The sequence below is a fragment of the Psychrobacter sp. UBA3068 genome (genome assembly GCF_002366815.1).
Taxonomy (GTDB): domain Bacteria; phylum Pseudomonadota; class Gammaproteobacteria; order Pseudomonadales; family Moraxellaceae; genus Psychrobacter; species Psychrobacter namhaensis.
The window spans coordinates 46,212-60,848 of the sequence record NZ_DFBY01000032.1; the positions used below are offsets into that span (position 1 = coordinate 46,212).

General features: G+C 44.9%; 9 protein-coding genes. 3 read left to right on the forward strand and 6 right to left on the reverse strand.

Annotated features, from left to right (window positions below; translation table 11 throughout):
* Window positions 1-100: 100 nt before the first annotated feature.
* Window positions 101-1,231: an endonuclease/exonuclease/phosphatase family protein gene (locus tag B2P60_RS08105; protein WP_193005776.1), complete on the forward strand. Its 1,131-nt coding sequence runs from the start codon at window positions 101-103 to the stop codon at window positions 1,229-1,231.
* 495 nt (window positions 1,232-1,726) lie between these two features.
* Here B2P60_RS08105 and B2P60_RS08110 read toward each other — a convergent pair whose 3' ends face one another.
* Together B2P60_RS08110 and B2P60_RS08115 are read right to left on the reverse strand one after the other, a co-directional pair.
* Window positions 1,727-3,118, reverse strand: coding sequence for a peptidylprolyl isomerase (locus B2P60_RS08110; protein WP_193005777.1), 1,392 nt, complete (start codon window positions 3,116-3,118; stop codon window positions 1,727-1,729).
* A gap of 179 nt (window positions 3,119-3,297) precedes the next feature.
* A complete protein-coding gene (locus B2P60_RS08115; RefSeq protein ID WP_286740511.1) occupies window positions 3,298-6,354 on the reverse strand; it encodes an LPS-assembly protein LptD in 3,057 nt (1,018 codons plus the stop codon).
* A 390-nt stretch (window positions 6,355-6,744) separates the two neighbouring features.
* Between B2P60_RS08115 and B2P60_RS08120 the strand changes: the two genes are divergently transcribed.
* Window positions 6,745-7,851 (forward strand): aminoglycoside phosphotransferase family protein, encoded by a 1,107-nt coding sequence (locus tag B2P60_RS08120; protein ID WP_286740513.1) that lies wholly within the window; start codon window positions 6,745-6,747, stop codon window positions 7,849-7,851.
* A 51-nt stretch (window positions 7,852-7,902) separates the two neighbouring features.
* Window positions 7,903-8,643, forward strand: coding sequence for an N-acetylmuramate alpha-1-phosphate uridylyltransferase MurU (murU, locus tag B2P60_RS08125; protein ID WP_286740515.1), 741 nt, complete (start codon window positions 7,903-7,905; stop codon window positions 8,641-8,643).
* 104 nt (window positions 8,644-8,747) lie between these two features.
* On the opposite strand, the gene B2P60_RS12370 is transcribed toward murU, so the two are convergent.
* From B2P60_RS12370 to B2P60_RS08140, 4 genes are all read right to left on the reverse strand, one after another.
* Complete coding sequence (locus B2P60_RS12370) at window positions 8,748-8,864, reverse strand: DUF2474 domain-containing protein (protein ID WP_404672111.1); 117 nt, start codon at window positions 8,862-8,864, stop codon at window positions 8,748-8,750.
* A 99-nt stretch (window positions 8,865-8,963) separates the two neighbouring features.
* Window positions 8,964-9,980, reverse strand: coding sequence for a cytochrome d ubiquinol oxidase subunit II (cydB, locus tag B2P60_RS08130; RefSeq protein WP_193005781.1), 1,017 nt, complete (start codon window positions 9,978-9,980; stop codon window positions 8,964-8,966).
* The gene (locus tag B2P60_RS08135) at window positions 9,980-11,476 is read right to left on the reverse strand and encodes a cytochrome ubiquinol oxidase subunit I (RefSeq protein ID WP_414706638.1); all 1,497 of its coding nucleotides are present in this window, start codon (window positions 11,474-11,476) and stop codon (window positions 9,980-9,982) included. Before B2P60_RS08135 ends, cydB begins: the two co-directional genes overlap by 1 nt.
* 509 nt (window positions 11,477-11,985) lie before the next feature.
* Window positions 11,986-14,460, reverse strand: a complete 2,475-nt coding sequence (locus B2P60_RS08140) for an esterase/lipase family protein (protein ID WP_286740518.1) — start codon at window positions 14,458-14,460, stop codon at window positions 11,986-11,988.
* Window positions 14,461-14,637: the final 177 nt, after the last annotated feature.

A 14,637-nucleotide genomic window follows, 5' to 3' on the forward strand; every position in this document is an offset into this window, starting at 1 on the left:
GTCAGCTCAATAAAAACCAAGCAAGACTTCACTATTGAACCAACACTGAACATCAACTCTAGGGTTCAATGCCCATTTTAATAGACGGTTAATACATACTATGGATCTCTCACTATTATATTACAGCGTACAGTGGCTCGCAGGGCTCATCGCATTTGTGACGATTTGGGGCTGGATGCCACTTGATAACTGGTGGGTGCGCGGCGTTGAGTTTCCACGCATTCAGATAATGGTGCTTGGTGTCATTGCTTGGATTGGCATGTTGGCGTTTTGGCCAAATTGGCAGCTAGGTCAGTGGCTGCTGTTTATCGTATTGAGTGTCACTCTAGCGTTCCAGCTGAGAATGGTATTGCCTTATACCAAACTGTGGAAAAAAGAAGTACAAGAAGCAAAAGACACGCCAGAAGGAGCGTCGTATCAGCTCAAAATCATGGTCTCAAACGTTCTCACGCCCAATGATGAAACCCAAAAACTGGTCGATTTGGTTAAGCAAAAACAGCCTGATATTTTAATCACGCTAGAAAGTGATAAAAAATGGGAGAGGGCGCTGCATCAAATCGAACCTGACTATCCTTATACGGTAAAAGTACCACTGGATAATCTATATGGGATGCACTTGTATTCTAAGCTTGAGTTGATTGATCCTAAAGTTAAGTATTTGATGATCGATGACATACCTTCTATTCACACACAGTTACGCCTGCAAAGTGGTCGCGTGATTTGGTTGTATTGCTTGCATCCTATGCCACCAAGCCCCACGGAAGCGGATAAATCGACCACTCGCGATGCCGAGCTACTAATGGTGGGCAAACACATAAAAGAGAATGAGCAAACGGCCATATTGGCCGGTGACCTCAATGATGTGGCATGGTCAAAAACGACCAGGCGCTTTCAGCGAATATCAGGGTTGTTAGATCCACGTATTGGCCGGCATTTCATCAACACTTTTCATGCCAATTATCCATTTTTGCGCTGGGCATTGGATCATATTTTCCATAGTGCTTGCTTTACCGTGGTAGACATTCAACGTATGCCTTCTATCGGCTCCGACCATTTTCCTGTCATGACTACCTTACAATATGCCCCAGAAGAAGCGAGTCAACAAGAGCAAAACGCACCGACCGCGGCCGCAGAGGATAGCAAAGAGACAGAGAGTAAAATAGAAGAAGGTAAAAAAGAAGGAGAAAAAGTCTCAAAGGAGCACGCAGACGTGCAGAGAGGCTTGGGTTAACAGGGTGCTAACATGACCACCCATAGTGTCATTGAAAGCCCCGATAAGCACGTAAGCATATGCTTACGTGAAATAAGGTCTTTAGCCTCTAGTCGTATCAAGCGGATTGCACTAAAATACAATCATCAACACAAGGATACGCAAGGATGCAGTGTTGAGGCAGTAGTATAAAAGTTCAGGTCAGCCCGCTGTCTTATATACGCTACTGTTTGTGACTTAGGATGAGTCCACATGGAAGAGATAATAACAACAAGATGAAACGCCATAGCCCTGAACCAATCGCCCTAGGTTCGGGGCTTTTCTTTGTGTGTAAACTATTGATTTATAAGAGTGTGGGTTTAACGCATGGGCAGAAAGTACAAAAGCATACATTGATAACCGACGGTGCGTTATTTCTTTAGATCATAAATAAGAAGGGTACATGCCTTAGCACATACCCTTCTTAATAAAACACTATTAGCGATCATTTATCTTATCGATACACGGATAAATAGACTATCCAAGTACTTGGATATAAGCGCCCGCTCGTAGCTCTTGTAACCAGTCTTCTTTGGCTTGCGGTGCTAGGCGTTGATACAGTGTTTGGCGCGCCATGTTGCGACGATACTGGTCACTTACGTCTTGCTGACGTTTGCCTTCCACCTTTAAGATGTGCCAACCGAATTGGGTTTTGAAAGGGACAGAGTAATCACCAACCGCTGTGTTTTTCATCATGGCTTCAAATGGGCCAATCATATCTTCTTCGCTGACCCAATCAAGATCACCGCCGCGACCTGCTGACCCTGGATCGTCGGAATAAGTCGATGCCAAACCAGCAAAATCAGCACCGTTACGTAGTTGCTCATACAGATCATTGATTTTTTGTTCAGCAAGCGCATCCGTCTGTAATTCATCAACTTTAACCAAGATATGACGAGTATGCCACTGCGGTATGAGCATGGTGTCGCTGGATTTCTTGTCAGCAAGCTTAATGATGTCGATACCTTCAGGAGTCACTAGCGGTGCGCTGACAGCGCCAACATCAAGCTTGGTAATCTCACTCGATAGCTCTGTAGGGAGAGCCGCTGCTTTATGAAAGCCCATATCGCCCCCTTGTAGAGGGATAGGGTAGCTGCCTTGGCTGGCAGCAACAGCTTCAGCGACATTGATATTGGGGGCAAGCAGACGATCACGCAGCGCCTGTGCGACTTTCAGTGCTTCTTCACGCTGAGCGTCTGATAGGCGGCTGTAGTCATCCATGTAAGGAACCCGCACATGAATGGTTTGATACTCGCTTTGATTTAGGCGCTTGGCTTCAGGTGAGGCCAAAAACGCATCAATATCTTGTTCGCTAATGCGTACTCGATTGCTGATTTGGCGCTGTTGCAAGGCTTGAATGGCGGCATCTTCAATCAATTGAGTACGTAACGCAGCATAGCTACCGGGTTGTGCTGCGTCTAGACGTTGTTGTAACGCTGAGATGCTATTAAGTCCCTGTGTCTGGGCGATTTGAGCAAGGCGTTGATTAATAGCCGCTTCATCAGGATTCAGACCGACGCGTTTGACCATGGAGAGTTGCAGCTCGCGCAGGATGAGTGCGTTTAACACTTCAGACTGCAGTTGCGCTGAATTAGCCATGGGCTCACCCGCCGCTTGTGCTCGTGCTTGGGTTTGCTGGATAGCATTGATCAACTCGCTTTTTAAAATAGCGTTTTCATTGACCAAGGCAATAATGCCGTCTGTGCTATTGGCTGGTGTCAAACGATTAATGCTGCTTTGATCAGCAGGAGGCGTTGCTTGTACTGCTGCATTGATGGTAGCAGCTTGGGCACTTAATGTAAGCGCCAGACTGGCACTCATAGATAGCAATACAGCGCGGCTCGTTTGACGTAAAGAAAAAAATCTCATGATGCTCCTCATCAATGTCATCACATTGGATGGTAGTTGGTTAATGCTGTCTCACACACTTAATAGGCGAATGTTAGACAGCGTTATCCATAATAGGGTGGCAAACTGGGTGGTGAAAAATGTTATATCAGTATCTTATCTATGCAAACCATTTATTAATCTGGTAACCAGACAATGTATCAGTCTTTCCATGCTGTCTGGACAGGTTCAAAGCCCAAAACCTTATCAGTCAGTAAGCGTGTTAGGCGGCTGCTACCACTACCAAGACCGTTTAATCTAATCTCTGCCATAATCGCTTGCGTTGGTTTGTCTTTGACGTTTAGGTCATTATAGTAACGACGTCCATAAACTGCAAAACCAAAACAGCAATCTTCATAATCAATGCCGACCAGAGAATCAAGCATTTTATCACGATTATAGTCATATTGACCTTGGGCCAATATACGCCAGCTATTATTGATAGGGAAGACTGCGGATGCTGTAAAAGCTGAGAGCGGCAACTGATTGGTGTTTTCATCACGTTGACGTTTCACGAAACCCACGTTAAACAAGCTATTGTCTGATGGCTGATAACGCAGCTCAGTCGTAATATAGTTTAAGTCATAGTCATTGGTCAGTGCACCACTGACATCAACCCAAAAGTTATTATAAGGCTGCGTGCTGGTATCCCAGACCATCCCTGAAGAAGAAGAACTAAAGACAGGTTGATCATTGTCAAGCGTGACACGGCCATCATCGATATAAAACTGCTCTGCTATGCTACCATCAAAACGTGTCACACCCGTTGCGTCGATGTAACGATAATTAATACCAGGAGTGATTGAATGCAAATCTTGCAAGCGATCATGGCCCAAGAACCAGCTGTCTGAAAACAGCTGCTCGTAGTTGATAGAGGCAATACGCGTGTTAAAGTTAGGGAGGTCGTTTTGGTTCTTATAGGGCGAATAGGTGTATTTTAAGCGCGGGCTAAGCAACTGATAGCCACCCATCGTGTCGTCAAAAGCGCCAAAAGGGGACCCTGCTTGGTAAAAATTCAATCCAGCATCGATACTGGCTTGCGGTACAAACACGGACTGACTGCCATCTTCGTCACTCAGCTGGTTGTCTGCTAAGCTGTCTTCATCATATGACGTATAAAGATGCTGTAGGCTTAGTTTGGGCTCAATATACCCCCAAGACTTCTCGATTGGATACGCAGCGCTGAGTTTGTTGTAAAGACGGACGCCACTTTTTTCATTTTCAGAGCCATCATCGATGGATTTTTTAAAGTAAGCAGAATCACTGACGCCCGTGATATCAAAGTTTTTGGCCCAAGGCAGACGATAATCAAGTTTGAGCTGCGGCAATCGTGAATAAGGCTTGTCTTTATCTTTTAACGGCTGTCCATTATCGGTAAACGCATTTAAGGTTTGAAACGTTTCTACTTTTAATTCACCGTCAACATAATCATTATAATAATTCACGCGCGCACGGCGTGGTAAGTTGATGGTGCTATCTGATAAGCCTAACGTGTCGAAATCGTTCAGATAGTCTGCGTCTGATACGTAGCTGTATTTGGCATCACCGCTTAACCGTGGAATGCTACTAGATGACCAATAATGATCATAAAAGAAACTGGTGCGATCTTCGTCATTATACTCTTTATCATTGGGCAGATATGAGCCGTTAAAAATACCCTCACCATAATTTTCGGTTAAGTAGCGAAACTCACCTGAGAGCATAGGGTTACGATCAGTGTAAATATGGGTGTTGAGCGTGGCATCATAATTGGGCGCTAAATTGAAATAATAAGGTACATCAAGTTCGACGCCGCTTTCACTACTAAAACTGGCATTCGGTAATAAAAAGCCACTACTACGACGACTGTCAATCGGAAAGTTAAAATACGGCAGATAAAACACGGGCACATCAGCGATACGGAAGGTTGTATTATAGGCTTCGCCGCGACCCGTCTCGGTATTCAAATCAATGCTTTTGGCATCAAACTGCCACTTGCGATTGGTGGGCGGACAGGTGCTAAACATCACCTGATCTAACTCATACTGACTGTCATTAGGACGGTTCAAGCGCTTGGCATAGCCGTGTGCTTGCAACTCCACACTAGCAAAGGCCACATCATTAGCCGTTGATTGCCCCGTCTCCGTATTATACGCTAAGCTATCTGCGACACCGATAAGGCCACCTTGTGATGCCTGATCAGCTAAGCTGGCTTGAGTATTATTTGGCGAGCTACTCCGTGGCACTTGCTGTCCTGTCGCTTGGTCAGTAAACATGACGTTGCCTTGAGCAGCAGCCACACTATTGCTCAAATCTAGTACGATTTTTTCTGCTTCTATACGCTGGGTACCTTGATTAAGAATCACGTTACCTGATAGTTCAGCGTAGTCAACATTGTCGTAATAACCGTAGTCTGATTCGGTAAACAAAGGCGCTTGACTGTTTGGGATGTCTGTCAGGTTAGGTGCTGGCTGGCCATTAGCTACGCCAGCCTCATTTACAGCGCGCTGGTAGTTAGGGTTGCTCTTTGGATACACCCATTGGCCTTCGCAGCGTTGAGCGCTATCCACAGCATTCGGTAATAACTGTAAGTTGCTACCCACTTTTGGGATAGTTGTCGATGTAGATGTTAGTGCATTTTGAATGCCGTCTTCTTCAGTGTTTGTTGTTCCATCCGTGTTATTTAACGGTGGCGTGTCAGTATCTGGTGTCAGCTCGTAAAACTCTGCCAAACGCATCAGACTGTCTTGAATACTTTCATCATTAACATTAAGATCACTATGATCTACAAGAGGATCTACAACAGGCTGAGGGGTAATCGTCTCACTGACTCGTGTCACGTTACGGCTTTGTTCGTCATTTCTTGCGTTTGAAGCGGATACAAAATCGTCATGATCGCTATCATTGATGGCCGTAACTTCTAGAGAAGGGTTGTCAATATTACTGTCAGTATGATTATCAAAGTCACTAGCTAAAGAGTGGTTATCAGTCGTAGCACCAGCGTCCGCCTGTTGATACTTATTATTCTGAACATCGCCCTTATAATTACGACTGTTTTGATAGCGAATGTCACTAATGTCACTATAGTTACTATCTACGGTAACACTGCTGTCAGTGACTAGCGGCTCCGTTGGCTGTATGTCGGTGTCATTGATGGCAGCACTGACCGTTAGACTTGATAAGCCTAAGGCGCCAAATAAAATCAAGCGGATGCTTTGGTAAAGCGGAGAATATAACAAGGGCACACCTATGATTGCAGAGCCTATTGGATTGCGTTACTGAGTTTAGTCGCCATACTATTGAGTCATATCGAATAGTACATAACCGGCTAAAAGACTACTCATTGCTCATGTAATTTTAAGAGTTTGGGCATTTTACATATAATGACGACTAATCATAGTCAAAAAAAACCAAATCAGCTACACTATTTACCAAAATTTATAATGTAGCCAAGCTGTTTTTTAAATGGGTGCTAAAATTGTGCATAGCACTACGTGTATTGAATGATAACTCAATACGACTATGTATAGCAGCAACTGTGGCGCAGACGTCACTATTTTAGCAAGTATTGGCTCGACTTATCACTACTTTACTCGTTTCTGACTTATATCTAACCTATGATGCCTTTTATGACTGATCACAAAACTTTAGAGCCGAACATGACTGAAACCAGTAGCAATAATCGCTTACAGCAGTTAGAAAACTGGTTGCAGCAAGTATTTACAGAGCAAGTATTTAATCTAGATAGCTTGCCTGGGGACGCGAGCGCCCGTCAATATCACCGTCTCCAGTTGTTAGGAGAGAATGATACGGGAGAATCGCGTTATATTGTCATGGATTCTGCTGACGAGCAAGATGCCTTGCGCCAGTTTATCAATGTCGCCAAATTGATGGCACCAGCAATCAATGTGCCGACGCTCATCGCACAAGATGTGACAAAAGGCTTTTTAGTATTACAGGATTTTGGCACGGTAGAATTTGCCCATTTGCTCGTTAATGCGTCGCCTGCCCAAATTAATACGTACTATCAGTTGGCAATGCAAACATTGGTGGCGCTACAGAGCGTCCCAATTGAGATGGCAAAATCCCAGCACCAATTGCCAGATTATGATAGCGCGTTATTGGAACGTGAAATGGATTTATTTAGTGACTGGTTTATGCCTTACGTTGGTGCCGCACTTGATAAACCGTTGTGGTCCAATGTAAAGTCGGCCCTAATAAAAGAGATCTTGTTACAGCCACAAGTCATCGTTCACCGTGATTATCACAGTCGCAATCTCATGCAAGATCAAGCGGATAACGCGCGCTTAGGTGTGATTGACTTTCAAGACGCCGTCGTAGGGTCCTATACTTATGACTTGGTGTCATTGGTGCGTGATGCTTATGTTGAATGGCCAGAGAGTCAAATATCTGAGTGGATCAATGATTTTTGGCAACTGCAGCAGCAGGCAGGATTAACCACAGCGAAAAGCGCTGAGCAGCTTGAGAACGATGTGAATGTGATGGGTGTACAGCGTCATTTAAAAGTATTGGGGATTTTTATTCGCTTGTCCCAGCGTGATGGCAAAGACCGCTATTTGGCCGATATTCCCAAAGTGATGCGTGATTTGCTGACTGAGTTAGACTGGCTTGCAGATAAGGGTAGTGATGAGATAAGACAAGCAGTGGTCCCTTTTAATCAATGGCTACAAGATAGCGTGCTACCTAATTATAAAGATAAATTCGCCGTAGTATAAATACGCATGAGTTAGGCTAAAAGCTTACGTCATATATTAAAAGGAGCATGCATGTCAACGTCTACACCTAAGATTACGCAAGCAATGATTTTGGCTGCGGGCAAGGGTACGCGTCTGCGTCCTTTGACACTTGAGACCCCAAAGCCTTTGGTTGAAGTCGGTGGACAACCGCTGATTGTTTGGCACATCAAAGCGTTACAGGCGGCTGGTATCACTGATATTGCCATTAATGCGTCATGGCTGGCTGATAAATTAATGGACACATTGGGGGATGGTGCGAAGTACGGCGTCACACTGCATTGGTCGGTTGAAGAGGATGAACCTCTTGAGACAGCAGGCGGTATTTTCCAAGCGTTACAAACAGGCAAACTACGAGACGAGCCATTTATTCTCGTTAACTCTGATGTGTGGACGACTTATGACTTCACCCAACTGCGAGACTATACGCTGAGCGCGGATCAGCGTGCTCATTTATTATTGATTGATAATCCTGCGCATAATGATGGGGGTGATTTTGCTATTAATAACGGTCTCGCCAGTGAGCAACCAGTTGGCGAGGCAGACAAATATACCTTTGCTGGTATCAGTGTGATGTCACCTCGACTGGTTGATGGGTTGGTGTCAGGTCAACCAGCAGCGTTGGCACCACTTCTTAAGCAAGCGATGATAAAGTTTCAAATTACCGCTGAGGTTATCACTGATAACTGGATAGATGTCGGTACGCCTGAGCGCTTAACGCAAGTGAACGCGTTTATAGAGAGTCATGGCGCCAACAATCATCTCGGCTCATAAGTACAATAAAGACTTTAAAAGTAGCTTGTAAGAAACAGTCTCACATAAAAAAGCAGCGTTGATTATTCAACGCTGCTTTTTTTATATGAGACGAGAGGTGGGCACTAAACGCCCATGGCGAGTTTGATTAACTGCGCAATCGTAAAAACCACCAAAAATCCTGCCACATACAAGCCAATAAACCACAACCACTGTGATTGTTTTTTACTAAGCTTCTTCATGAAAACCTCCTGATTGGCTTACGTATTGTGGCTACCTTAAATGAAGCATGGTCATGGTATCCACTTTTTGGCTGCTCCGTTACGTGCCGCTGTGAGCGATTAATACATGGGTTTGTGATCAGATTTACCTTTGAATGTATAGTAGGCAAAAGCGGTATAACTCAAAATAATCGGTAGCATGATACCGGCGCCAATTAACATAAAGGACAGGGAGGTATCCGCAGCAGCTGCCTCATAAATCGTCATTTGATACGGTACAATATAAGGGAACATAGCAAAACAAACGCCGATATAACCCATCAAAAACAACGCAACAGTCAATAAGAAAGGGCGATACTCACGCTCTGTTTTTAAGTCTTTACGCATCAAGAAAAACAGCAGCACAACGATAATGGGCATAGGCGCAAGATACAACAGACTCGGGAAGCTAAACCAATCTTCGAGTGCATTGATGTCTGAGAAATACATAAATCCTGTGACGATGATCATTGCCACTACTAAAGCAAGTAACATCCAGCCTGAGACTTTGCGTGCCCAAACTTGTAAAGTGTGTTCGGTTTTTATGATGAGCCACGTAGAGCCAAGTAACGCGTAACCAATGATCAAGGCAAAGCCGCAAACAATAGGGAAAGGTGACAACCAGTCGAATGGCCCACCAGTGTAAAGACGGTTGCTTGCTTCAAGACCTTGAACTAGCGCTCCAAGCATAATACCTTGGGAAAAAGTAGCAATGACTGAACCCACAAAAAAGAAAGTGTCCCATACATGTCGACGTGAAGAGGCTTTAAAACGGAACTCAAACGCCACGCCGCGCATGATAAGACCGAACAGCATAGCGGTCACGGGTAAGTAGAGGCCCGTCATAATAATGCCATAAGCGACTGGGAAGGCTGCGAACAGACCACCGCCGCCAAGTACCAACCAAGTCTCGTTACCATCCCAAAACGGGGCAATAGAGTTCATCATCCGGCTACGGTTTTTATCTGAACCTGCAAACGGAAATAAAATACCACAACCCAAATCAAAGCCGTCAAGTAGTACATAAATGAAGACAGAGAGGGCGATAAGGCCGCCCCAAATCAAAGGTAAGTCTAATACATCACCGTAGTTAAACATTAGCGTAACCCTCCATCATCAACATCATTAGCAGGAGTGTCTATATCTTTTTTTGTACTCTCTCCCGGGCTACTATCACCACTGAGTGCGCGCCCCTGACTTTCTGTCACTGTATGATCATAATAATGATCTTCATCCGGATCTTCGTAAGGCTTAGGTCCTTGTGCGATGAGGCGCAAAATATAAAAGCTGCCAGCGCCAAACACGAAAATATACAACACAATAAAGCCGATGAGCGTCGTGGCAACTTGCTGTGCGGCGAGCGGTGACATACTTTCAGCGGTACGAATCACACCATAAACGGTATAAGGCTGCCGTCCTGTCTCAGTCACAAACCAGCCCGCCAATAACGCGATAAAACCAAGCGGTGTCATCATCATCCACGCGCGGTGAAACCAGACACTGTCAGGATTGAACTGTTGTTTTTTAAAATACTTATAGAGACTGAATAAACCCACTAGTACCATCAACATACCGATACCAACCATAATACGGAACGCCCAAAAGACAATAATAACTGGGGGTTGATCCTCGGGTGCCCAATTTTTAAGACCTTTCACCTCGCCATCTAGTGAATGGGTTAAGATCAATCCGGACACGTAGGGAATACTAACTTCGTATTTATTGGTTTGGTTTTCTTGGTCAGGGATCGCGAATAAGCGTAGCGCAGCACCGCGTTCATCGTCCCAAATGCCTTCCATCGCTGCCACTTTAGCGGGTTGATGCTCTAAGGTGTTTAGACCATGCTCATCGCCAATTAATACTTGAGCAGGTGCTACAAATATGGCCATAATCATCGCCATGCCTAGCATCACCCGGCCATGCTGCCGGTGCTCGGTATGTTTTTTAGACTGAATGTAATACGCACCGATGCCACCAATGACAAAAGCGGTGGTCAAGAACGCTGCTGTCATCATATGAGCATAGCGGTAAGGGAAGGAAGGGTTGAAGATAATCTCAAGCCAATTGGTGGGATAGAGCAGTCCGTCTGCGCCTATCATAAAGCCCTGCGGCGTTTGCATAAAACTGTTGGCTGATAAAATCCAAAAACCTGAAATCAGCGTGCCAATGGCGACAATGGCTGTTGAGGCAAAATGCATGCGTTTGCTGACCCGTCCCCAACCAAACAGCATGATACCTAAGAACGACGCTTCTAAGAAAAAGGCGGTTAATACTTCATAAGCCAGTAGTGGGCCTAAGACGTTACCTGCTTTATCAGAGAAGACGGCCCAGTTGGTACCGAACTGGTAAGACATGACCACGCCCGATACTACGCCCAAGCCGAACACCACGGCAAATATTTTCACCCACTGCTTATAAACTTCAGCGTAAATAGGCTTACCCGTTCTTAACCAACGGAATTCAAGCACCGTGAGCCAACTGGCAAGACCGATAGAAAAAGCGGGAAAGACAATATGAAATGAGATCACAAAAGCGAATTGGATACGCGCTAGCATCAGCGCATCAAGCTGGTCAATCATAAACGTAGCGAACATAAACGGTTACCCTTATCTGTTAGCTGAATAGCGCTGGCTTCCATAAAACGCTTAATGAACTGTCCGTAATGACTCACAAAGGTAGGTGACCGTCGTTACGGACAATAGCTTAGTGTTAAATAGCCAGCAACATTGGAGATAAAGTGCGGCTACGCTAACAACTGTTTAGCTGGATTGAATAACTTATATCCTTATAAATTAATATATTATTGTCATTACTATAAGCGTATTATGCGCCTCCCTTGATACGCAAGCAAGCCGCTCAACGGCTCAGTCACATATCTGGTCGTGACTTAAATAGGCTAAAAGCCCCTCAGAAGCTTGAATTAATAGTAGGAAAAACTGACCTTTTATTCAATGGGTATTGGAGTGCTTTAACGGGATTACAACGTAACGGCTAAGCGTCGCTTGTGAACCGTTTTAGTAACGGCTTTTACTTAGTGAGCCGATCAGCCCGCTTTTTCCCCTTTTTAGTGTGTAACCCAATTAGTATGTGACCCAAGCGCACCTTACTCCTGTAATTGCTGATGTAAAATTCGACGTAAGGTCAAAATCGTTTGTGGATTGGTTTGAATACTGTGACCACCGTTAATAACCGTCTCAGAGGCAGCTCCGTCAAGATGGGCGCTAGTATAAGGGACGATACCATCTGATAACCGTTCCGTCAGCGCTTGGCTAATATTCTCATCAACCGTCACAGCAGCGATCAGGGGTTCAGCGGGAATTTTTGCTGTGTCTGAGGTGTCGCTTGTATTGGTAGTCTCTTTTTTATCTTCTTCTGTGGCTTGCGATAAGTCAATTTTTGCACCACTAGGCTGTAGTTGGGCCAGTCCTTTAGTGATATCAGCATCGTTATTGGCGATAATCGAATGATAGGTAATGCGTTCATTGATGGTGATGTCTTTCGTCAACTGTATAAAAGAAGACTTGTCGCTTAGTTGGCTGGCGCCATTTTGTAAGTATAGCGCCCCCAATGGGTTTTGCGCCAAATCGCCTTGTGTGGCAATCGTTGCTAAGTTATCAGTGACCGTCTTAACCAAGCCGACTGGCAAGTACACAATGCGGCGCAGTGCGCGTGTGAACCAGCGGTCTGCATAGTCAGTGCCACGAAAAGGGGCAGACAAAAAGACAGCTGTATCTACTTGCGGTAGCGCTTTTAATTCGAAACGCTCTTTTAGCTGTTCTTCGGCAAACGTTTCTTTGAGCGCGTTCCGAATCCTACGTTTTTCACTACTAGAAAATAGGGGTTGATCATCGAGCTTATCGAAGTCCTCGACCAAGTTGTCATCGGACAGCATCATACGAGCAATAATAGCGCCCATACTGTGACTGACAATCACACTGTTTTTGCTAGCGCGGTTTTGTCCGTTGGGGTCAGTTTGCTGGTAAGTGCTGTTAATCAAGCGTTGAATTTGATAACGGTTTTCTAAAATAGGTAAATTGGTTGGATAAAATATTTGCCAGACTTGATAGTTCTCCCGCAATTTATCATCATTAAGAATATCGTTGGTCAAATTGACCCAAGTTGCGGGACTAGAGGCCAAGCCATGCAGCATAATAATGACGCGCTTATTGGGGTCATAGGGTTCAAGCATAAACAATTTGGGCAGCCTTTCCTCTGGCTGGCGCGTGATTAAATTCAAATAGCCCACGCCATCTAGCTGGTTCTCTGACAGCCATAAACCGTAACCTGCAGAAAAGTTAGCGGCTAGTGGGTAGTCATTATTCAGGATGCGCACACTTTCACTTTGATAGGGGTTATACAGATGGATATCGAGTTGACGACTGCTCAGGACATCCAGCACACTATCGCCGCTTGGTTGAATAAGACCAGTCAACAGCAAGTGCCCAGTAGGATAGATGCGTGAACTTGGCTTGCTCTCATCTGTGCTGGCGTTGTTTTTTTCACTGTTTAATCGACCTGACAATGACGATATCAATAACTGGCGGATGGTGGTGGTGTAGCGGTCGTCTAATGAGGCGACCAAACTGAGCCCTAAGCCTGGTCGTTTACTGATGGAATTAAGCCCAGAGAGACGCAGCTCGTAAGTCGATACCAAATCTGCCAACGCAGAGATTTGCTTACGTGCATTTTGCAGGTAGTTGTTTTCGTTTGGCAAATAAATACCGAGGTCATAATCGTCGACTTGTACCTTCATGACTTTGACTTGGTCGGTCGGCTGGCCTTTTTGCGGTGAACGATTGGCAATAGCCGCTTGATTATTATCGTCAACGCTGGCGGCTGTGGTGGGTAGATATTCTACTTTTGTGCCACCCATTAATTTATTGGATCCATTGGTTGATCTATAAAGCTGGGTAATAATGTCATTGCTGGCGGCATTATAAACATCTTGGGTTTGAATATCGTTATCGGTTGGGATGCGGTTTTGCGCGTGAGAGTCGCTATGGTGCTGGTCAGCTCCTTCAAAATCATGGTTCAAGCTGTCATAGAACAAATAGGTATAGCTGGATTTGACAGCATCAAACAACCGTTCTTGATAATTGGTTAAGCAACGACTGGTGTTTTCTTGCTGCGTTTTAGCCGCGCTGTCACTTAGTGGTGCATTGGCGTAATAAGGGTCAATTGGGGGACGGGCAAGCGCATTACGGCAGTTTTCCGAATCAGCAAGCTGGCGGGCTTTTGTATAATGCAATTCTGCAAAAATCGCGAGTGCAGGTCGATAGTGTTTATTCAGCATACTGTCCGTGAGCTGAGTCAAGCATAAGTCAAATTGCTGCATACAGGCTTGCTCATTGAGGCCTGCTGATAGCAGTGCTGATGCTGTATCGCTGCTAAGCTTATTCTCCGTGACGATGTTGCCGCGCTGGGCACTAATGGTCTTCGCAGAAGCCTGTTTATTGACTGAGACGGTACTACACGCAGTCAGTAACGCTGTCGCTACTATCAACGCGACTAAAAGGATAGACGGGGTTTTTTGATGAGTGGGCGTTACCACATGTTTGATAGAGCTAGCGAAGGTCATAGGTCAGTCCAGTAAACGGTAGTCATGATGGTATGATTCATTAAATGAGCAAGGACAAGAATGAGTGTAGCGTAACTTTCAATATTAGACTATGTTATTTAACTGAGTCGACGAAGCGTTGTTATCCAGCAGCTTTTAACCATCTTGTAGCAGATACCAAAAAGCGCCGCCTTTTTA

Excerpts from the sequence above, each read along its gene's own strand:
- B2P60_RS08105 (WP_193005776.1), top strand. The coding sequence starts at position 101 with ATGGATCTCTCACTATTATATTACAGCGTACAGTGGCTCGCAGGGCTC.
- B2P60_RS08110 (WP_193005777.1), bottom strand. The coding sequence starts at position 3,118 with ATGAGATTTTTTTCTTTACGTCAAACGAGCCGCGCTGTATTGCTATCT.
- B2P60_RS12370 (WP_404672111.1), bottom strand. The coding sequence starts at position 8,864 with ATGAAGAAGCTTAGTAAAAAACAATCACAGTGGTTGTGGTTTATTGGC.
- B2P60_RS08135 (WP_414706638.1), bottom strand. The coding sequence starts at position 11,476 with ATGTTCGCTACGTTTATGATTGACCAGCTTGATGCGCTGATGCTAGCG.
- cydB (WP_193005781.1), bottom strand. The coding sequence starts at position 9,980 with ATGTTTAACTACGGTGATGTATTAGACTTACCTTTGATTTGGGGCGGC.
- B2P60_RS08140 (WP_286740518.1), bottom strand. The coding sequence starts at position 14,460 with ATGACCTTCGCTAGCTCTATCAAACATGTGGTAACGCCCACTCATCAA.
- B2P60_RS08120 (WP_286740513.1), top strand. The coding sequence starts at position 6,745 with ATGACTGATCACAAAACTTTAGAGCCGAACATGACTGAAACCAGTAGC.
- murU (WP_286740515.1), top strand. The coding sequence starts at position 7,903 with ATGTCAACGTCTACACCTAAGATTACGCAAGCAATGATTTTGGCTGCG.